The 19,686-nt window shown below is 72.0% G+C and carries 16 protein-coding genes; 14 read left to right on the top strand and 2 right to left on the bottom strand.

All coding sequences use genetic code 11. The annotated features are described in order from the left end of the window. Window positions 1-31 precede the first annotated feature (31 nt). The 13 genes from P2L57_RS08240 to P2L57_RS08300 all read left to right on the top strand — a co-directional run bounded on the left by P2L57_RS08240 (window position 32) and on the right by P2L57_RS08300 (window position 14,908). Window positions 32-1,894: a WD40 repeat domain-containing protein gene (locus P2L57_RS08240; protein ID WP_275810700.1), complete on the top strand. Its 1,863-nt coding sequence runs from the start codon at window positions 32-34 to the stop codon at window positions 1,892-1,894. After that, window positions 1,891-2,541 (top strand): GTP cyclohydrolase II, encoded by a 651-nt coding sequence (locus tag P2L57_RS08245; RefSeq protein WP_275810702.1) that lies wholly within the window; start codon window positions 1,891-1,893, stop codon window positions 2,539-2,541. Before P2L57_RS08240 ends, P2L57_RS08245 begins: the two co-directional genes overlap by 4 nt. Then, window positions 2,532-3,497, top strand: a complete 966-nt coding sequence (locus tag P2L57_RS08250) for a formylglycine-generating enzyme family protein (RefSeq protein ID WP_275810704.1) — start codon at window positions 2,532-2,534, stop codon at window positions 3,495-3,497. The genes P2L57_RS08245 and P2L57_RS08250 overlap by 10 nt, the downstream gene beginning before the upstream one ends. Beyond that, window positions 3,494-4,543, top strand: a complete 1,050-nt coding sequence (locus tag P2L57_RS08255; protein ID WP_275810706.1) for a pyridoxal-phosphate dependent enzyme — start codon at window positions 3,494-3,496, stop codon at window positions 4,541-4,543. Before P2L57_RS08250 ends, P2L57_RS08255 begins: the two co-directional genes overlap by 4 nt. After that, complete coding sequence (locus tag P2L57_RS08260) at window positions 4,527-5,174, top strand: class I SAM-dependent methyltransferase (protein ID WP_275810707.1); 648 nt, start codon at window positions 4,527-4,529, stop codon at window positions 5,172-5,174. Before P2L57_RS08255 ends, P2L57_RS08260 begins: the two co-directional genes overlap by 17 nt. Before the next feature lie 2 nt (window positions 5,175-5,176). After that, window positions 5,177-8,560, top strand: coding sequence for an ATP-grasp domain-containing protein (locus tag P2L57_RS08265; RefSeq protein ID WP_275810708.1), 3,384 nt, complete (start codon window positions 5,177-5,179; stop codon window positions 8,558-8,560). A gap of 43 nt (window positions 8,561-8,603) precedes the next feature. Further along, the gene (locus P2L57_RS08270) at window positions 8,604-9,536 is read left to right on the top strand and encodes an isopenicillin N synthase family dioxygenase (RefSeq protein WP_275810709.1); all 933 of its coding nucleotides are present in this window, start codon (window positions 8,604-8,606) and stop codon (window positions 9,534-9,536) included. 2 nt (window positions 9,537-9,538) lie between these two features. Continuing rightward, window positions 9,539-10,834 (top strand): ATP-grasp domain-containing protein, encoded by a 1,296-nt coding sequence (locus tag P2L57_RS08275; RefSeq protein WP_275810710.1) that lies wholly within the window; start codon window positions 9,539-9,541, stop codon window positions 10,832-10,834. Beyond that, window positions 10,831-11,430 (top strand): serine O-acetyltransferase, encoded by a 600-nt coding sequence (locus tag P2L57_RS08280; protein ID WP_275810711.1) that lies wholly within the window; start codon window positions 10,831-10,833, stop codon window positions 11,428-11,430. The genes P2L57_RS08275 and P2L57_RS08280 overlap by 4 nt, the downstream gene beginning before the upstream one ends. Beyond that, on the top strand, window positions 11,427-12,650 hold the full coding sequence (locus P2L57_RS08285; protein WP_275810713.1) for an MFS transporter: 1,224 nt from the start codon (window positions 11,427-11,429) through the stop codon (window positions 12,648-12,650). Before P2L57_RS08280 ends, P2L57_RS08285 begins: the two co-directional genes overlap by 4 nt. Before the next feature lie 60 nt (window positions 12,651-12,710). Next, window positions 12,711-13,121, top strand: coding sequence for a VOC family protein (locus P2L57_RS08290; protein WP_275810715.1), 411 nt, complete (start codon window positions 12,711-12,713; stop codon window positions 13,119-13,121). A gap of 22 nt (window positions 13,122-13,143) precedes the next feature. Continuing rightward, the gene (locus P2L57_RS08295) at window positions 13,144-13,962 is read left to right on the top strand and encodes a flavin reductase family protein (RefSeq protein ID WP_275810717.1); all 819 of its coding nucleotides are present in this window, start codon (window positions 13,144-13,146) and stop codon (window positions 13,960-13,962) included. 76 nt (window positions 13,963-14,038) lie between these two features. Further along, window positions 14,039-14,908: an arylamine N-acetyltransferase family protein gene (locus P2L57_RS08300; protein WP_275810719.1), complete on the top strand. Its 870-nt coding sequence runs from the start codon at window positions 14,039-14,041 to the stop codon at window positions 14,906-14,908. A gap of 13 nt (window positions 14,909-14,921) precedes the next feature. Here P2L57_RS08300 and P2L57_RS08305 read toward each other — a convergent pair whose 3' ends face one another. Further along, entirely contained in the window at window positions 14,922-16,253 is a 1,332-nt protein-coding gene (locus P2L57_RS08305; RefSeq protein WP_275810721.1) for an LmeA family phospholipid-binding protein, read from the bottom strand. Between the two features lie 536 nt (window positions 16,254-16,789). On the opposite strand from P2L57_RS08305, the gene P2L57_RS08310 reads away from it, so the two are divergent. Further along, on the top strand, window positions 16,790-17,746 hold the full coding sequence (locus P2L57_RS08310; protein ID WP_275810723.1) for a hypothetical protein: 957 nt from the start codon (window positions 16,790-16,792) through the stop codon (window positions 17,744-17,746). Window positions 17,747-18,153: 407 nt separating this feature from the next. Here P2L57_RS08310 and P2L57_RS08315 read toward each other — a convergent pair whose 3' ends face one another. Beyond that, window positions 18,154-19,635: a metallophosphoesterase gene (locus tag P2L57_RS08315; protein WP_275810725.1), complete on the bottom strand. Its 1,482-nt coding sequence runs from the start codon at window positions 19,633-19,635 to the stop codon at window positions 18,154-18,156. Window positions 19,636-19,686 lie beyond the last annotated feature (51 nt).

Raw genomic sequence — 19,686 nt, forward strand, 5'->3', positions numbered from 1 at the left:
TCTTGTTGTCTTCGCCTAGAAAGACATAACCATGCGCACGATCGAACTGCCCGGCAACGCGACAGGGCATGCCGCTCCCCTTACCCATGTGGCTTTCCGTAGCGATGGCCGGCGTCTGGCGACCTGTTCCTATGACGGCACCGCGATTGTCTGGGACACCACCGAGCCGTCAAATCCCCTGCCGATGAACCGGCTTCGGCACCGAAGACTGGTGAACGCCGCGGCCTGGAACCCGGCGGACTCCGCACTGCTGGCAACGGCGTCGGCCGACAAGACGGTCGCGGTGTGGCGGGTTTCCGAAACGGGCCGCGCCGACCTGGTGAATGTCCTTGCCCGGCATACCGATGACATCAACTCCCTTGCCTGGCTGCCCGATGGCGAGCACTTGATCTGCGTTTCCGAGGACGGCCGGGCAACCATGTGGGACGCCCGCACCGGTGCCTTTCTGACGGAGGTCGGCTCACATGAGGCGCACTGCATGATGGTCTCGGTCAGCGTGCGCGGGAATGTCGCCACGGTGGGCGAGGACGGCATGGTCGCCGTCACCGACCTGAGCGACCCCGGCTCGCCGGGCGCCCGGTTCGTGCGCCGCTACCCGTCCTCCATCGAGGGCTGCGCCTGGTCGCGTACCGGGGAGACGCTCGCCGCGGCTCGGGACGACGGCGCCGTCGACCTGCTCACCGCCGAACTGGAGCATGTGCGCACCATCGAGGTCTCCACCTCCGCCGCCCGCACCGTGGACTGGGCCGACGACGACTCCTCGTTCGTGGTGGGGGCGTACGACGGATCCCTGCACTTCTTCGACCGTTCGGGCCTGCGCACCCACCGGGTGGACGACGCCCGTATCTGGCCGCGTTCGGTGTCGGCCGCGCGGGGCCTGGTCGCGGCGGGCAGCTTCTGGAGCAGTCCGCACATCCTCGACCTGGCCACCGCCACCGAGATCGCGGCGCCCGCCCGGGCCACCCACGGTCCCAACGCCCTCGCGGTGCGGGGCGATGAGCTGCTGGCGGGCTGCGACTCGGGCGCGGTCATCGCGATCGATCTGGGCGGTGACGCCGACGATCCCGCTGTCGAGGTGCTGCAGGTGGCCGAGGGCCCCATTCTCTCCCTCGCCGTACGCGCCGGGACGATCTACGCCGGAACCTACTCCGGACATGTCGTGGCGTTCGACGGCACCCGCACCGTCAGCGGGCAACTCGGGGCACCGCTCCCGTCGCTCTGCCTCGACGGCGGACTCCTGGTCGCCGGTACCTACAACGGTGAGTTCATCGCGCTGGATCCCGCGACGCTCACCGTCGTCGACCGCCGCGCGGCGCACGGCGGTTCGGTGAAGTCGCTGGCCGCGCTGCCCGGTGGCGGCTTCCTGTCGGCGGCCACCGACCGGACCGTCGCCGTCGGTTCCTTCCATGACCGCGACACGCTGTGGGAGCACGGCAACCTGGTCAACGCGGTGGCGGGACTGGGCAGTTCGGTGGCGGCGAGCGCGTCCCGCGACCACACGGTGAAGGTGGGCAGGCTGGACCCGTCCGACGGGACCGTACGGCAGACGCAGACGCTGCTGGGCCCGGACGAGTCGGTCAAGTGCGTCGGCCTGCTGGGGCGTCCCGAAGCGCCGGTGGTGCTGGCGGGCTCGTACGACTTCGGGCTGTACGCCTGGGAGGTCGACTGGCGGGACAACGCGGGCACCCTCGCATCGGGCAGGGTGATCGCCGAGTTCGGCCAGGGCCTGTCCTGCATGGTGCGGCTGGGCGACCACCGGCTGGCCGCCGCCGGGTGGGACGGCCGGGTGGTGATCGTCGCACACGACGGATCCGGTCCGGTGCGGGTGGTGCGTTCGCTGCGGCTGCAGGAACTGCTGGCCGCCCCGGTGAGCAACGAGATGGTGATCGCATGAGCGCGACCGTCCCCGCCCCCGCGCTGTCCGCGGTCCGCGCCAGGGTGGGCGTCACCCTGGATCGAGCGACCGGCCGCCGAGCCGAACTGGTCACCTTCCACGGCCTGCCGGACGGCGCTGAGCACATCGCCTGCGTACTGCCCGCACCCCGTGCCGCGGCCCTGGCCGCGCCCCTGGTCAGGCTGCACAGCGAATGCCTCACCGGGGACGTCTTCGGTTCGGCCCGCTGCGACTGCGGACCCCAACTCGACGAGGCACTGCGGCGGATCGCCGACGAGGGCGGGGCCGTGCTCTATCTGCGCCAGGAAGGCCGCGGCATCGGCCTGTACAACAAACTCGACACCTATCTGCTGCAGGACCGGGAGATCGACACCTTCGAGGCGAACCGCAGGATCGGACGCGGCGCCGACGAGCGGGACTACTCGGCGGCCGCCGCCATGCTGCGCGCCCTCGGCCTGGACCGGATCCGCCTGCTGACCAACAACCCGGACAAGGTCGCCCAGTTGCGCGCCCACGGCATCGAGGTCGAGGCGGTCGTACCCACCCGCGTCCACCTCACCACGGAGAACGCCCGCTATCTGGAGGCCAAGGCGCGGCTCGGCGGCCACACGCTGACCGGACACCAAGGAGATCTGCCGTGGAACTAGCCGACGTCGCGGCCTCCCCGCACTTCGAGGAGCACGCCGCGCTGGCCGAACCGGGCCGCGTACCGCCGGTCGCCGCCGGATCACTCCACCATGCCGACCCGGCGGGCCTGGCCCGCATGGTGGAGGACGCCCGGGTACCGCTCGCCGACCGGCTGGCCGCGGGCACCGTGCTCGCGGTGCTGGGCGACCCCCGGATCACGCCGGTCCCGGCCACCGGCTTCGTCTCCGGTGGAGACGTCGAGTTGGGCCTGGACCCGGCAGCGGTCGCCCCGACCACCGCCGCCTGGGCGCATGCCGGGGTGGTGGAGTCCTGGATCGAGAAGGAGACCCCGGCGCACTGCGTGCGGCTGGAGGACTTCTGGATCGGCAGCTATCCGGTCACCAACGCCGAGTACCGCGACTTCCTGTACGACACCGGACACGAACGCAGGCCCAGCACCTGGTACCTGGGCGCCTATCCGTGGGAGCGCTCCAACCACCCCGTCGCGGGTGTGGCACCGCAGGACGCCGACGCGTACGCGGCCTGGCTGACCCGGCGCACCGGGCACCCTTGGCGGCTGCCCACCGAGGCCGAATGGGAGCACGCCGCCAAGGGCCCGGACGGCCGGGAGTTCCCGTGGGGCGATGAATTCGACCCGGCCCGCGCCAACACCCGGGAGACCGGGGTGCACACCACCACGCCGGTGGGCGCGTTCCCGGCCGGGCGCGCACCGTGCGGCGCGTACGACATGGCAGGCAACGTCGAGGAGTACGTCGCCGACCACTACACCCCCTATCCCGGTGGCCCGTTCATCGACGACCACCTGGTGCAGTCGATCGGCGACTACCGGGTCGCCCGGGGCGGCAGCTTCTGCCGGTTCGGTGATCTGGCCAGGACCAGGCGACGACACGGAGCCTTCCCCGGGCCGCTGTATCCGGTGGGCTTCCGCCTGGCGACCAGCGAGCGCCCGGCATGACCGGCGGGACACCGCAGCCGGCCGCCGACGCGGCCCGCGCACTGTCGCAGCGGGCGCCACGGCGGGCGGAGATCGCCGCCGCCTTCCACGACGTCGAACGGCAGGCGCACCGGCTGCTGCCGGAGCTGGCCGCGCTGCGTCCCGCCGTCGGCGGCACGCCGATCATCGCCGTACCGAGCGAACAGGGTTGCGGACGGGTGTGGTTGAAGCTCGAATCGGCCAACACCACCGGAACCATCAAGGCCAGGACCGCCTACGCGCTGCTGTGTACCGCGGTCGCGCGAGCGGGCGCACAGGTGCGGATCGTCGAGTACTCCGGCGGCAGTCTGGCCGTGGCGCTCGCCGAGTTCTGCGCGCTGCTCGGTATCGACCTGCACATGGTGGTGCCGCACGGGGCGCCCGAGCGGCTACGGCGCACGCTGCGCGGCCATGGGGCCCGGGTGTCCGCCGGGCGGCCGGGCACCGGGTTCCTCGGCGCGCTCGACGAGGCGGTACGGGTCGCCGCGGCCGAGGAGCGCTACCTGCTGCTCCAGCACTGCGCCGCCGAGGCCGCGGCCATGCACCGCGAGCACACCGGAGCCGAGATCGCCGACCAGTTGGCGGCGCGCGGCGTCGCGCCCGCGGTGCTCGCCGCCACGGTCGGCTCCGGCGGTACCGCGCTCGGCGTGGCGCTCGCACTGCGTGAACGCTGGCCGGACTGCGCCGCGTTGGCGGTGTTCCCCGCCGAGGCACCGTACGGCGACCCGTCACCGCCGGACAGCACACCGCGGATGAACGGCACCGGAGGACTCGGCCACGGACTGCCGCAGCCGCTGCTCGCCCCGTACGAGGACCGGTTCACGTTCCGGACCGTCGGATACCGGGACGCGCTGCACGCCATGCGGCACCTGCGGTCGGCGCATGGGCTGGCCGTCTCCAGCAGCGGTGCGGGCGCCTGGCTGCAGGCGTCGCGAGAACTGGACCGCGGGCCCGCAGGACGGGACGCGGTAGCGGTGGTGGCCGGACGAGGAACGATCGAGGAGTGGGCACATGCGGCGGGAGACTGACTACCCCGGATACCGGCGGATCGTGCGGGACTCCTTCCAGCACTGGTACGAGGCGGGCAGGGACTCCTGGACCGGGGCGCCCACCAACGACAAGGTGACCGAGTTCGCCACCGCCCACGCCCCGCTGCCCGGCCCCGGCACCCGTCGGGTGCTGGACATCGGCTGCGGCCGAGGGCACCAGACGGTACAGCTGGCCGAACGGCTGGACGCCGACGCGATCGGCCTCGACCTGCTGGACGTGTGGGACGCGGCACCGCCCGCGCACGGCACGGCGAGCTTCCGGCGCACCGACTTCCTCGGGTTCACCGACGGGCCGATGGACCTGCTGGTGGACAACGGCTGCCTGCACCACCAGCGCCGCGAGGAGTGGCCGGGCTGGGTCGAGCACGGCCGTACGCTGCTGCGCCCCGGCGGGATATGGGTGGTCAGCTGCTTCCTCAGCCCGACCGCGGACGTGGTGGCCAAGCCGCTGGCGGACGGGCGGCTGAACTGGTGGCTGACCGAGCCCGCGGTCACCGCGCTGTTCGCCCGGTCCGGCCTGGTGGCGACCGAACGGACCGTCATCGACAGGCAGTTCAACTACCAGGGCCATTGGCTGAAGTACCTGGCCCTCGCCTTCGTCAGGAGCTGACCGTGCACATCGTGATGCTGGAGGTCGCGCTCTCCCGCGGCTTCGACTACCTCGACGATCTGGTCGACGCGGGCGTCGAGGTCTCGTTGGTGGTCAAGAGCCTGGCCGGGTACGCCGACGCGCCGGGCTTCGCCCGGCACCGGCGCGCCGCCCGGGTGATCGAGGTGCCGGAGACCGAGGGCGCCCGGGACCTGGCCGAGCAGATCCGCGGCCGGCTCGGCCCGAACCCGCCGGACGGAGTCTTCTGCGTCACCGAACGCTGCATACCGGCGGCCGCCCATCTGGCCCGCGGTCTGGGCGTACCGGGCGAGCCGGTGGAGACGGTGGCGCTGCTGCGGGACAAGGCCGCGGTGCGTGACCGCCTCACCCGGGCGGGCCTTGGCACCCTGTGCTGGCGGCGGGTGGAACGGGTCGCGGACGGTCTCGACGCCGCCGCCGGGATCGGCTACCCGGTGGTGGTCAAACCGCTGTCCGGCTATGCGTCGATCGGCGTGACGGTGGCGTGGGCGCCCGAGGAGGCCGAACCCGCCCTGGCGGCGGCTCTCCAGGCCCCCGGCGGCGCCCGGGCGCTGGTGGAGGAGTACGCCGTCGGCCGCCATGTCAGCGCCGAACTGCTGGTGCAGCGCGGGCGCCCGATCCTGCTCGGCTTCGCCGAGCGGCTGCCCACCCGTCCGGGCACAACGGCCGAACTCGGCGGGCACTTCCCCGCGGCCTTCGAGGGCCGTGGCGCCGCCCGCCGCTTCGCCCTTGACGTGGTGTCAGCTCTTGGGGTGCGCGACAGCCCGCTGCACATCGAGATGCTGATCACTCCCACCGGTCCGGAACTCATCGAGGTCAACGGCCGGATCGCCGGCCATGTGGTCACCCGGCAGATGGAGTTGGCGCTGGGCCGCTCGCTGACCTTGGACCTGGCGGCGCTGGCGGCGGGTCGTCCGGTGGTCGAGGCCGCCGAGCCGGTGGCGGCGGTGGCGCTGCGCCAGCTGTGGAGCGAGCGAGGCGGTCCGGTACGCGCCGTGCGGCTTCCCGACGAGTTGCCCTCGGGTGTCGCGGACTGCCAGGTGACCGTACGACCGGGCGACGTCGTGCGGCCGATGCGGCACAACTACGACCGTATCGGCCATGTACTCGCCGAGGCGCCCACGGTGGCGGAGGCCGCCGGCCTCGCCGAACGGACCGCCCGGCAGATCCGGATCACGCTCGACGAAGCCGTCGACCCCACCCGTACGCCCACGGTCGGCACCGGCCGCCATGTGCTGCTCCTGCTCGCCCCCGACGGGGTCGAACCCGAGCGGGTCCTGGCCGCGGTCGGTGCGACGACCGGTCGGGTGAGCGTCCTGTGGTGCGGCGGCGCGGCGGTGGCCGGGGAGGTCAGGGCACGGTGGGCCGAGCGATACGCCGGATCCTGGTACGACACACCGGACGCCGACAGCGCACACCGGGCGCTGGCCGAACTGCACGCCGTGGCGCCGGTGGCCGCCGTGGTCGGCTTCGCGCCGTCCACCGCCGCACTCGCCGAGGCGCTGACCGCGGCGGTACACGGCACGCCCGCACCCCGGAGCCCGAGGCCGCACGCCGCAACGCCGGGGGAAGGGCGCACAGTTGTGTCACTGGTCAGCGATGACGCGGTACACCACCTGGGCGTCATCGAGGACCTCGGCGCAGACTCCCGAGGGCATCGCACCGTCCGCTACCCCTGCCCGCTGCCCCCGGCCGACCGCGCCGCACTGCTGGACCGGGCCACCAGCGCCGTACGGGAGGCGGGCGTCCAACTCGGGCTGGTGCGCTGCCGGTTCCCCGACGACGGGGGACCCGCGACGGTGCTTCCCGGCCTCGACGAGGAGAGCCGGGCGCTACTGGACGCGCTGCATCCGCGGGACGTGGTCGCCACCGCGACGGCCGCCGCGCTCGGCGTACCCGTGCGGTGGGCCCCGCCGCGCCCCGGGACGGCACTGCTGCGCCTGCTGGCCGGTCCTGAGGGTGCCTTCCGCGTCGTCCAGGCCACCAGCGAGGAGGAGTTGTACGACGACCCACGGGTGGCGTCCGTCCACGCCGCGCTGCCTTCCGGCACTGTGCACCAGGCTTCGGCCGCCGGCCGGCCGGTACGGCTGCGGTACGTCGTGACCGGTGAGGACGAGGCCGACTGCCGAACGGCCACCGCACGGATCGAGGCCCGACTGACGTTCCGCCACCTCCCGTTGGACCGCCGCCACATCGTCCTGATCGACCGGACCGGCGGCGCGGCCTGGACCCAGGACAACGGGGATCCGGTGCTCGACCCCGAGCGCTTCCGGGTCAGCGTCCTCAGCGGCCATCCGCAGGCGGGCACCGCCGCCGCAACCGTGGACCATCTGCAGCGTCTCGACGTCTGGGACACCGACGCGATCGACCGGACGGTGCGGACCCTGCACGCCACCCATCCGGTGCACCGCATCGCCTGCGGATCGGAGCGGCTGCTGGAGTCAACCGCGGCCCTGCGCGGCGTACTCGGCATTCCCGGCGACACCGTCGGCTACGCCCGCGCCTTCCGGGACAAGGCCGAGATGAAGCGGATCGCCCGCACCGCGGGTATCCGGCACGCCGAGGGGCGGGTGGTCTACGAGCCCGCCGACGCCTGGGAACTGCTGGACCGGCACGGCGCGATCGTGGTCAAGCCGCGCGACGCGTCCGGATCGCAGGGCGTCGCGATCTGCCGCGACCGGGCCGCACTGCGCCACTGGCTGCGTACCGGGTTCGCGCCGGGCCGCCAGCTCGCCGAGGCGCTCGTCCACGGGCCGATGTGCCACATCGACGCCGTGGTCCACGGCGGTGTCGTCGCCTGGGACGTCTCCCGGTACGCCAGGGACACCCTCGCCTACACCAGGGGTCTGCCGCTTTCCGGCCAGACCTGCGACGACCCCCGGATCCGCGGCCAGGCCCAGGAGTTGCTGGAACAGGTCGTGGCGGCCTGGCGGGTACGCGCCGGGGTGCTGCATCTCGAGGCGTTCGACGAGGGGAGCCGGCTCACCTTCTGCGAGGTGGCTGCCCGGCCCGGCGGCGCCGGGGTGATCCGGGCCTTCCGGGCCACCCGCGGCATCGACCTACGGCATGCCAAGGTGCTGATCGACGCCGGCGAGGACCCACGTCAGCTGGCGGTCGAACCGGTCGCCGAGCACGCCGGTTGGACGGTGCACTACTCCGGCGGCGGCTGGCTGGAGGAGTACGACGACTCCGCGGTGGCCGACCGCGCGCTGCACCGCACGATCAACGCCCGGGTCGGCGCCTACGCGCCCGCGTCCGACTTCTCCGGCACCGGGATCAGCACCCACGTTTTCGCTGACGACTCCGCCGCCGAGGTGGGCCGCCTGGTCACGGCGGCCGAGCGGGACATCCGGATCCGGCTGCGGTAGCCCGCTCAGGGGTGATCCCGGGCCTGAGGAAAGGGAAGGAAACATGCTCCAGGAAATCGACCTCACCGCCCGGTGCGGGCACCAGCGGCTGCGGACCGCGCTGCGGGACGGCTTCTTCTTCGTCCGCAACACCGTCCCGGAAAGCCTGCTGGACGACGCGTACCAGCTGCTGGAGGCGTTCTTCGCGCTGTCCGAGCAGGACAGGCGCGACTGCCGGGTGCCGGGCAGCAACGGCCAGTCCGGCTACACACCACCGCTGGTGGAGACCGCGGAGAAGTCCGACGCCGCCGACTGGAAGGAACTCTTCCACTGGGGAGTGTGCCTGCCCGCCGGACATCCGCTGGCCCTGCGCTACCCGTCGCGCTACCCGCAACCGCTGATGCCCGACCACCTGGTGCCCGGCATCGGCGCCGTACTCACCGAACTGCACACCCGGATGCTGCGTTTCCAGCACGAGGTCGCCGCCGCGATCGGCGACGCCCTCGGCGCGCACCCCGGATACTTCGCGGAGATGCTGGAGGACGGTCCGGTGGTGAACCGCGCCACCTGGTATCCGCCCATGGAGCAGGCCCCGTCCGAGCGGCACATCTGGGCCGTGGAACACCAGGACTTCGACCTGATCACCGCCCTGCCCCGGGCCACCGCGGCAGGACTGCAGGTCCAGGTGGAGGGCGGCGAATGGCTCAGCGTCGACGCGCCCGCCGGGCACGCCGTGATGAACGTCGGCATGGTGCTGGAACGGCTGACCGGCGGCCTGGCCCGGGCCGCCGTACACCGGGTCGTCGCCGCCCCGGGACAACGCGGCGGACGGCTGTCCATCGTGCAGTTCTGCCATCCCACCCCCTGGACCGTGCTGACCCCGCTGCTCGTACAACGCGAGCAGGAGGCGGCGCGCTTCCCCGCGCTCACCGCCGACGATCTGTTCCAGCGGACCATGTACCGGATCAACCGGCTCGAATCCCGGCAGGTGAAGTGACCATGCCCGACCAGCCGCCCCACCTCCTTCTCATCGCGGGCGTCGGCGGGCTGTCCCCGGTCGACGCGCTCGCCGCCGCACGCCGCGCCACGCCGCGGGTCAGCCTGGTCTTCGTCGCGGCCTGGAGCACGCCCGACGCCACGCGTCAGGCCTGGGAACTCGCCACCGGCGGCGCGGAGTTCCTGGTCGCCGACGACCTCGACGGTGTCGTGGACGCGGCCGTCGCGCTACACGACCGGATCCCGCTGGACGGAGTGGTCACCTACTCGGAACTCCTGCTGCGCCCGCAGGCCCGGATCGCCGCGCGACTCGGACTGCCGGGCAACAGCCCGGAAGCCGTCGCCGTCGCCCAGTCCAAGGCGCGGCAGCGAGCGGTGTTCGCCGCACACGGGGTGCCGTCCCCCCGCTCGGCGGTGATCCGCGGCGAGTGCGACCTCGACGCCGCCGTGGCCTCGGTCGGGCTGCCCGCGGTGTTCAAGCCGTCGCTCGGGGCGGGCAGCCAGGGCGTTCATCTGGTGTGCGGCGCCGCCGAGTTGACCGCCTCGTTCCATGCCGCGCTCGGCGCCGACACGCCCTTCATCCAGGAGGACGGCGCCTTCCTGCTGGAGGAGCCCATGCCGTTGGAGGGCGCGGCGCCCTCGCCGTACGCGGACTATGTGAGCGTCGAGTCACTGCTCTTCCAGGGCGAGGCCGAGCATCTCGCGGTCAGCGACCGGCTGCGGCTGCGGCACGGCTACATCGAGGAGGGCCTGGTCCTGCCGAGCCGGTTGGACGAGGAGACCTCCCGGCAGGTGATCGACTGCGCGGACCGGGCGATCAAGGCCATCGGACTGACCCATGGCGCGGTGCACACGGAGGTCGCGCTGATCCCCGGCGGTCCGCGGGTCATCGAGGTCAACGCGCGGGCGGGCGGCCCGCTGCCGAACCTGCTGCGGGAGGCCGCCGGTTACGACTTCGCCCGGGAGATCGCCCGTACCGCCCTCGGAGCGCGACCGGCGGGTCGCCCGCGGATCAGCGCCGTCGCCTGGTTCCGCTTCGTCCCCATCCCGGCGGGTGCCTGGCGGGTGGTCTCCCAGCGGACCGTCGAGGAGGCGCGGGCGCGCTTCCCGCAACTCGTCCGCCTGGGGCTGCGGTTCCGTCCGGGCGCGGAGGCGCGCCGCGACACCACCCAGCACCTGGCCGCCTTCACGGTGGTGGGCGCCAGTACCGACGAGGCACGGCGGACCGCGGAAGCCGTCGAACGGTACCTGGACATCCGGTTGGCGCCGCTGGACGAGCCGCGAGGAGCGGGACGGTGACCCAGCCGACGCTGCCGCGCAGCCGTAAGCGCCCCCGCCTCACCCGGCCCACCGGACCGCCGCGCGAGCGCCCCGGGACCCCGACCGGCGAGGGGCTGGGCGACCTCCTACGCACCATGCGGGAGGATCTGCGGACCGTCACCGCCCGCGACCCCTCACGGGCGACGCCGCTCGACGCCGTGCTGCACGCGCCATGGCAGGGGCTGGTGCTGCACCGGTTCGCCCACCGGCTGTACGTCCGCGGCCACCGGTTCGGCCCCGGCCTGCTCACCTGGGTCGCCCGGATGGTCTCCGGAATGGAGATCCACGCCGGTGCCCGGATCGGCCGCCGGATCTTCATCGACCACGGATTCGGGGTGGTGATCGGTGAAACCGCCGTCGTCGGCGACGATGTGACGCTCTATCACCAAGTGACCCTGGGCTCCCGGGGCTGGTGGCAGGACGGCGGACCCGGCGCCCGGCGGCACCCCGTGGTGGGCGACCGGGTCACCATCGGCGTCGGCGCCTCACTGCTGGGTGCGATCACCGTCGGCGACGACTGTCCGATCAGGGCCCATGAACTCGTACTCCACGACCGCCCGGGAGGCCCCAGATGAACCACGACCGTACGCCCACGGCACGTCGCCGGGTCTACGCCGTGGGCCTCGCCGACGCGACCGGACTCGGCATGTACCTCGCGTTCTCGGCCGTCTACCTCAACCAGGCCGTGCACCTGTCGAACAGCCGGATCGGACTGGTCCTGGGGATCACCGGAGTGACCTCGCTGATCGGCGCGCTGCCCATCGCACGGTTCGCGCAGCGCCACGGGCTGCGGCGCTCGCTGTGCTGGCTGTTCCTGGCGCGGGCGGCGTCGTTCGTCGCACTGGCCTGTGCGGTGAACCTGCCCACGGCCGCGCTCGCCGCCGGGCTCGGCGGGCTGCTCAACCGCGGTATCGGCCCGCTGGTGCAGTCGGTGCTGATCGGGGGCACCGACTCGGCGGGCGCCGTCGCCGGGCTGGCCCGGCTGCGCGCGCTGCGCAACGCCGGTATGGCCGCCGGCGCGTTGCCGTCCGGTGCCGCGGTCGCCATCGGGGAGCAGTGGGCGTACCGCGGGGTGATGGTGGCCGCCGCGGCCGTCTTCGTGGTCTGCGCCCTGGTGTCCCGCGGGTTCCCCGGCGCCGGCGAGGTCAAGCGGCCGGTCGGACGGCGCGGAGCCGGAGTCGGCCGCAACCGGGTCTTCCTGCTGATCACCGCGAGCTACGGCGCGTTGACCCTCTCGGCGATCCTGCTGGGCGTCGGCCTGCCGTTGTGGATCACCCAGAGCACCCATGCCCCGTCCTGGAGCGTGGGCCTGGTCCAGATCCTCAACACCGTCCTGGTCGTACTGCTCCAGGTGCGGATCAGCCGCGGCTCGGAAGACCCGCGCCGCGCCCGGAAGATGATGCTGGCGGGCGGACTGCTCGCGGCCGCCGGGTCGCTCGCCGCACCGCTCACCGGACTCGGCCGCGGCGTGGTACCGCTGGTCGCGGTCGTCCTCACGGTGCTGCTGATGACCGGGGCCGAGCTGTACATCACCGCGGGCGGGCTGAGCCTGGCGCTGGCTCACACCCCGCAGGAACGGCGGCCGGTCTACCTCGCCACGTTCAACCTGGGGTTCGCCGCCACCACGGTCATCGGTCCCACGCTGGTGAGCCTCGGCCTCGGCCTCGGCCGACCGGGCTGGTTCGCCTGGGCGCTGCTGTTCGCCCTGCTGGGCCTGGCGGCCCTGGCCCTGCCGACGGCACCGCTCCCGGAATGCGCTGACCGTACGGCGGAGCAGCGGCCCGTCACCACATAAACTCCGGCACCCGGCGGCCAGTTGACGTCGCCGCAGCCGCGCACGAAGGGAACCGCAGACGTGATCGAACCGCACTTCACCATCCGCATCGCCCGCCCGGCGCTCGACCTGGACGCCAGCGAGGACTTCTACGTACACGGCCTCGGCCTGGCCCGGCTGGCCCGGATCGCCGGTCGACCGGAAGCCGGTGAGCGCGATCTGCTGATGACCGGTCCGGCCGACGGGCACTGGCATCTCGAACTCACCGCGAGCACCCACGACGTGGTGGAACCCACCCCCACCCCGGAGGACCTGCTCGTCATCTACCTGGGACACACCGTGCCGCGGGAGGCCGTCGAGCGGGCGGTCCGGCACGGCGGCACCATCGTCCCCTCGCACAACCCCTACTGGGACCGCTTCGGCGTCACCATCGCGGACCCCGACGGGTACCGCGTGGTGCTCACCGAGCGGAACTGGAACACCCCGGGCTGAGCCCTGACACAAAGGGAGTGGAATGTCCCACACGGTCCCGACCGGACTGCCCAACAGGCTATGGAAGAAGCTGACCAGCGCGGTCGGGATCATTTCCGTCCGCCATCAGGACGGCATCAACGTGATGTCGGCGGAGTGGTCGTATTTCGTCAACAAAGAACCGTTGTACGCGGCAGTGGTACTCAGCCCGAAAGCGGGCACCCGCGAACTGCTGCCGGGTGCCGGGGAGTTCAGCCTCACCCTCTGCTCTGAGCAGCAGGCCGAACTCGCGGACTTCGTGGGCAGCTTCTCCCTTGGGGAGGTCGACAAGACCACCAGCGAACTCATCGAATTCGGCACACCCCGGGTCATCCGCACCCCGTGGGTCACCGGAGGCCTGGTGGCCCTGGAGTGCGTGCTGCGCGAGACGGTGTCCTTCCCGGTCCACACCATGTTCGTGGGGGAGGTGGTGGCGTCCCATCTTCCCGAATCCGAGCGCAGACCACTGGTGAAGCACGGTCCGATGCACACCCTCGGCGGACCGGTGCGGCATGCGACGGTGGTGGCCGCCGCACAACTCCTGCCGAATGGCACGGTGCGGGTCGCGGCCACCGGACCCGCGGCGCCGGAAGCCGATGTCTGGCGATTGAGCCTGCTGCTGCCGGACGGCGGAACACACGCCCTGGGGGACCATCCGTCCGGGGAATTCGGCGACTTCCTGCTCGAACTCCCGCTCCCCCCGGGCCCGCTGCCGCTTTCCGCCGCGCGGATCAAAGTGGAACGTCAGGGAGCGAAGCCCGGGTACGCCCGGATAGCACCGAGCGGCAGCGCGCCGCGGGCGCTGCGGGCCGAGCGGACTTGACGTCGAATTCCCGAACTTGACGTCCTTGACCCCGGTCCATGGCTGACAGCCACCCGAACATGGAAGCTCAAGTCTCATGACAGCTATCACTGACGCCCGCAGGTGGAACGGCGAACTGCTCGATCTGGACGCCTACCTGGCCCGGATCGGCTTCGACGGGGACACCTCCCCGACCCTGTCGACGCTGCGCGCGCTGCAGCGAGCGCACATCACCTCGATCCCCTTCGAAAACCTGGAAATGGTGCTGGGGCGCACCATCTTGTTGGATGTCGAGAGCCTTCAGGACAAGATGGTGCGACGGCCGCGCGGCGGCTACTGCTACGAGCACAGCAAGCTGTTCGCGGCCGCCCTGGAGCGGCTGGGCTTCACCGTGTGCGGCCTGGCCGCGCGCGTCCGGGTGGGCACCAATCTGCTCCGGCCCGCGACACATGCGCTGCTGCGGGTGGCGACCGCCGAATCCGCGGACACCGGCCGGACCTGGATCTGCGATGTCGGCTTCGGGCGGGACCCGTTGGAGCCGGTGGAACTCGCCGACGGCACCGAGATAGCGCCCGACGGCTGGCGGTTCCGAATGGAACGGCAGAGCCCGATGCCCGGGGTGGAGGAGTGGATGCTGCGCTCGCTCGGCGGCGAGGGCTGGTTCGACATGCACGGGTTCACCCTCGACCCCCGCTACGCCGTCGACTACACGGTGGCCAACCACTACATGTCCACCCACCCCTCCTCCCCGTTCGCCAACCGTCTGCTGGTGCAGCAGATGGGCCCCGAGGCCCTGTACGCCCTGGCGGCCACCGAGTTGACCGCGACCCGGCCGGACGGCTCGGTCGAGACATGGCAGCTCAAGTCGGACGAGGTCCCGCGGACCCTGGACGAGGTCTTCGGGATCACCCTGCCCGAGGAGGAGACGGCGCGGCTGGTCGCGGCGATGGACGGGTTACGGCGATGAGCACGGCCGCCGCTCACAGCTTCGTGCCGTCGCCGACCGGTACGTCGGTGCCGTAGGCATGGAGCTCGATCCCCTCGCGCCGGACCGAGACGTCCTGCAGACGTATGCCACCGGGCAGTTCGGGAAGTCTGAACGACAGCGACAGCCGCTCGGCGAGCTTGGGCACCTCGATGTCCAGCAGCCCCCGCACGAGGGAGAGGTCGACCCCGATCTTCCCCAGGACCCAGGGGTTCCGCTCCACCAGGTCCAGGATGTTGACCTGCATCAGCTGCTCGGCGAAGTGCGGCGTACCGGTGATCCGCCGCAGCTCCGCATCGCTGCGTTGCGCCCGCTCGGCCATTTCCGGTGTGAGGCCCAGGCGTTCGGCGATGGAGCCGACGGACAGCAGCGCCTTGGCCTTCTCGCCGTCCCGGCTGATCCGTTCCGCCATGGGGCGGGCGAGCCGCAGTCCACCGTTGCCCCCCGGTGGGTAGCTGGCGACGCCGGGAACATCGATCCGCATGTTGTCCACGGTCGTGCTGACGGACCGGCTGCCGACGAGGTGCAGATGCGCCTCCGCACGCGCCCGGACCCGGTATCCGGCGATCGGCAGCTGACCCACGGCCAGCACGCAGTGCTCGTCCTTGGCGGTGAACCGCACCTGCGAGGAACCGAGTTCACGATCGAGGTCATCGAAGGCCAGCAGCACATTGCCCTGCATCTGACCGATCACCGCACCGCGGATCGACGAGGGCACATCACCGAGGATGCGGATGTCGTGCACCGCCCCGTCCACCTTGGCGACGGACACCGGCCCGGCCGACACATGCGGTACCGCGATGTCCACCTGGTCAAGTCGCCCGTGCAGCACCTGGGTCAGAAACGGGAAGCCATGGATGTCGACCTCTGGGGCGGCCTGCAGATGCATGGCCTCCTTGAGCCGGTGCGCCGCCTGCTTCTCGGCGTACAGCGCCGCCCAGCGGTCCGCGAGCGTGAGGACGGATCCGCAAGTGACCACGGCGACCAGCGCTTTGGCGGTCAGCGGGACCCTGAGCCGGCGCTGCGGACGGGACCGTTCGGTCCGGTGCCGCCGGTGGCCGCGCCGACCGGGCGGGTCGCCCTCTTGCGGGTACTCCTCGTCGTCGTACTCCAACCGCAGGCCAAGGCCGAGTGGGTCGTGGTCGTCCGCGCGGACTCCCAACGCCCCCAGTTCCTCGTACGGGTTGTGCCACGGCGGCGGCGGCTCGACGCCGCGCGGGTCCGCCAGTTCCTCGTACGGGTTGCGCCACTGGGATTCACTGAAGTGGGGGTGGGAATCCTCGGACGCATGGCCCACGGTTGTCCTGTTCGTGGTGTGGGGTGCCATCAAACGATCTCATCACGAACACCCGTGCGGCCCGCAAGTCCTCTTGACGGTCTTCGGTGGCTTCAGGACATGCCCGGACCCTGCCCGGCGGTCTCTGGCCTGATGCGACCGCCGCAGAAAACGGGCACCTGGCGATCACTGGGCACGTGAAACCGCAGGTCGGCGGGCGTAAAGTCAGGAAAATGACCGATTGGTCCAGGTTTTCGGAGAGAGGTAAGTCACACCCGCGCGACCGTGAACCGACCCATCTCGGCGCGCCGCGCCGAGCGCGTCGGTGTGGCTGCCGCGCCGGTCGGGGGTCGTGCGGGCGGCGCGGCCCACGTGCTGAACTCGGCTGGATTCGGCGGCAGTTGGGGAATATTCAGTTCCAGTCCGGTCTTGACGCGAAGCGACGGCTGCCGGTTTGCTGTGCGCGATCACCCAAGTCTGTATCCGTGCTGTGTGCCTGTTCTGTGCCCGTACACGGATCTGTGCCTGTACGCGGACGACCCGACCACTCGTCCGGAGGGGAAGCGCGCCATGGAGGAAGCCCGTCGATGACGCCGCCTCCGCCTCCCCTGGGACGCTCCCGCGGCAGGGACGATGTCACCCTCGATCCCGCACTTGACGACGCCGACCTGGCCACCGTCCGGGACGCGCTGGCCCGGGGGCGCTGGGACCACGCCCGTGCGCTGCTCGCCGCGACCGGCGACGACTGGGACCGGCGCGGACACCGCCTCGTCGTCCTCGCCGAAGGTCCGACCAGTGCCGCCTGGGCCCGGGACTGGCAGCTGGCGGAGCCGGACAGCGCGGATGCCGCCGCGCTCCTGGCCTGCGCCGCGGTCTTCCGGGCGGTACGCGGCAAGGGCACCCGCGAGGCGGCGCACGAGGCCTGTGCGGCCGCCGCGCGACTGGCACCGGAGGATCCCTCGCCATGGCTCGGCCTGCTTATCCTGGCCCGCCGCACCGGCACCGACGACGAACGGGTACGGGCCTTCGACCAGGTCCGCACCCGGCACCGGGAGCACCACCACGCCCACCATCTGATGGCCGCCTGCTTAGCCGAGCGCCAGCACGCGGACTCCGACGACCCGCTGCACGAGGTGTACGACTTCGCCTCCTGGGCGGCGGAACAGGCGCCCGCCGACTCACCGCTCGCCGTACTCCCGGTGGTGGCCCACGCGGAGCGCTACCGGGTACTGGCCGGCGCCGGAGTCGAGCCGAGCGACCCCGCCGACTCCCGGCACTGGACCACCCGCCGCGCCCGTCAGGCCATGAAGGCAGCCTTCGACTGGTGGCTGGAATGGGACGACGACCACCACCACCATCCACGGCGCAAGGTCGACCTCAACTACCTGGCGCACGCCAAGTTCCACGAAGGCCGGACCGCCGAAGCGGCCGCGCTGTTCACCCGTATCGGCCCGCACGCCACGCACGCCCCGTGGTCCTACCCGGACCGCGACGCCAAGAAGGCATTCCGTGCCGTGCGCAGCGCCGCGCTCGGCTCCTCGTAACCGTGCCCACCCCCCTCGGAAGGCAGACCACCGCATGTTGACGGGCAGCACGAGCGAGATCAGCACCTATCTGGGCCAGGAGCGACGGCTGCGGGCGGACCGTCTCGGCATGCCCGGGCTGCTGCTGTCAGTGGTCGCGGCCAGCGCGAGCTGGGTTGCGGCCGGTTCGGAACCGCCGGACCACGCCGTGGGGGTTGCTCGCCGCGTCGGCGGTGCCTTTCTTGGGGGCAAGCCCCCACTCCCGCTTGCTCGCGGCGGCTCGTCTTCTTGGGGGCAGGCCCCATTTGCCCGCGGTGGCGGGCTTTCTTGGGGGGCGAGCCCCCCCGGGGTGCCCTCGCCGAATGTGCGCGGCCCGTGCGTGCTGGCCCGCAGGCTGCGGCAAGGCATCGTGAGGCTGGGCGCCGCCGTCAACTGCCCGAACGGTGGACCGGGTGGAGGCCGGACAGGTCGCGCAGCACGGTGTGGTTGCGGTCGGCGGCGGTGCCCAGTGTGTAGTGCGGCCAGGCGCCGAAGTACTCGGCGCGGGTGCGCTGGCTCCACCGGCGGGCCAGCTCGGAGCGGGTCTTGTAGAAGTTGACCTGGTAGCCGCCGGTGTGGCAGCGCACCAGCGCATAGCCGCCCGGGTACTCCTTGGTCGCCGCGACCTCCAGGAACTCGACGGCCTGGCTCTCCTGCGCGAAGGTGCGCTTGTTGCGGTGGGTGTGCCCGGCATGGTGGAAGAAGACACCCGGGGTGCGGTGGTAGAGCGCCTCCAGTTTGCGGGCCTTGCCCTGGTCCAGGTCGAAGGCGGGCCCGGCCGCGGTGGTGACCGCGGACTCGAAGGTGACCGGATGATGGCCGAACAGCAGCGTCGGACGGTCCCGGTCGTGGCGCAACACATGCTGCAGGTCGGCGAGTTGGCTTTCGTCGAGGGTGCCGCCCGCGGCGTCCAGCATCGTCGTGTCCAGCCCGATGACCCGCAAGCCGCCCACCTCATGGCTGGACAGCGTCTGCCGCCGGTACGGGAAGGCGTCGCCCCAGCAGTCGTGATGGTCCGCGGCGCTCGGCACCGGCGCGCACCCGGCGTAGTCCGGACCGACGTGCGGACGGTCGTGGTTGCCGCGCGCCACGAAGTAGTCCCGGTTCAACGTGCCCCAGCCGTCCAGCAGTTGCCGCACCCGGGCGACGTCCCGGGGCTTGGCCTCCGCCGTCAGATCACCGGCGACCAGTAGCACGTCGGCGCCGCGGTCCGGCTTGCGCAGGTCGTCCAGCAGCGCGCCGAGCATGACCTCCGGATACGGCGGCAGGCCCGGGTCCTGCTGGAACGACGGCGGCCAGTCGCCGACGATGATGCCGCTCGTCTGCTCGCCCATGTGGAGGTCGTTGCAGAGCGCGACGGTGAACAGATACCGCCCCGGCGGCGGGACCAGGGTCGTGAACACCCCGGGGGCGTCCATCGACCCGCCGCTGCCCGGGAACTGCAGCATCGACTGCTGTGCGGCCTGTCCGGCCGAGCGGCCCATGAACGCATAGGTACGGCCGGGTTCCAGCCCGTGCACCTCGGCGTAGTGGAACGCGGTCGGACCGGTGTCGTGCAGCACTGTGCGCAGCGAGCCGGGATTGCCCGGCTCGCCCAGCAGCAACTCCGTGTCGGTGGGCACCGGCGCGGGCGCTCCATAGCGGTCCACCTCGGCCTTCGATCCGGTGAACCAGGTGATCACCGCACTGGTGTCGGTGACCGTCACCACTTCCAGGTCCGTCACCAGCAGGGCACCGGAGCGGACATCGGCCGCCGACCGGGTGGCGGCGGAGGCGGTGCCCGCCCCCATGGCCGAGTCGGCGAACGGCAGCGTTGCGACCAGGCCCGCCCACACCAGGGCCTGCCGACGAGAGGAGGGACAGCAGTCCATGGCTGGGAAGTATGCTCCTCGGCCTTGAACAGAGGGAGACGCCGGGATGAC

Source organism: Streptantibioticus ferralitis (assembly GCF_029223525.1).
Classification (GTDB): domain Bacteria; phylum Actinomycetota; class Actinomycetes; order Streptomycetales; family Streptomycetaceae; genus Streptantibioticus_A; species Streptantibioticus_A ferralitis.

What these genes read in the sequence shown, in the direction of transcription:
- P2L57_RS08245 (WP_275810702.1), top strand. Translation starts at nt 1,891, where the DNA reads ATGAGCGCGACCGTCCCCGCCCCCGCGCTGTCCGCGGTCCGCGCCAGG.
- P2L57_RS08305 (WP_275810721.1), bottom strand. Translation starts at nt 16,253, where the DNA reads ATGGCACCCCACACCACGAACAGGACAACCGTGGGCCATGCGTCCGAG.
- P2L57_RS08260 (WP_275810707.1), top strand. Translation starts at nt 4,527, where the DNA reads ATGCGGCGGGAGACTGACTACCCCGGATACCGGCGGATCGTGCGGGAC.
- P2L57_RS08315 (WP_275810725.1), bottom strand. Translation starts at nt 19,635, where the DNA reads ATGGACTGCTGTCCCTCCTCTCGTCGGCAGGCCCTGGTGTGGGCGGGC.
- P2L57_RS08285 (WP_275810713.1), top strand. Translation starts at nt 11,427, where the DNA reads ATGAACCACGACCGTACGCCCACGGCACGTCGCCGGGTCTACGCCGTG.
- P2L57_RS08270 (WP_275810709.1), top strand. Translation starts at nt 8,604, where the DNA reads ATGCTCCAGGAAATCGACCTCACCGCCCGGTGCGGGCACCAGCGGCTG.
- P2L57_RS08255 (WP_275810706.1), top strand. Translation starts at nt 3,494, where the DNA reads ATGACCGGCGGGACACCGCAGCCGGCCGCCGACGCGGCCCGCGCACTG.
- P2L57_RS08275 (WP_275810710.1), top strand. Translation starts at nt 9,539, where the DNA reads ATGCCCGACCAGCCGCCCCACCTCCTTCTCATCGCGGGCGTCGGCGGG.
- P2L57_RS08295 (WP_275810717.1), top strand. Translation starts at nt 13,144, where the DNA reads ATGTCCCACACGGTCCCGACCGGACTGCCCAACAGGCTATGGAAGAAG.
- P2L57_RS08310 (WP_275810723.1), top strand. Translation starts at nt 16,790, where the DNA reads ATGACGCCGCCTCCGCCTCCCCTGGGACGCTCCCGCGGCAGGGACGAT.
- P2L57_RS08300 (WP_275810719.1), top strand. Translation starts at nt 14,039, where the DNA reads ATGACAGCTATCACTGACGCCCGCAGGTGGAACGGCGAACTGCTCGAT.
- P2L57_RS08240 (WP_275810700.1), top strand. Translation starts at nt 32, where the DNA reads ATGCGCACGATCGAACTGCCCGGCAACGCGACAGGGCATGCCGCTCCC.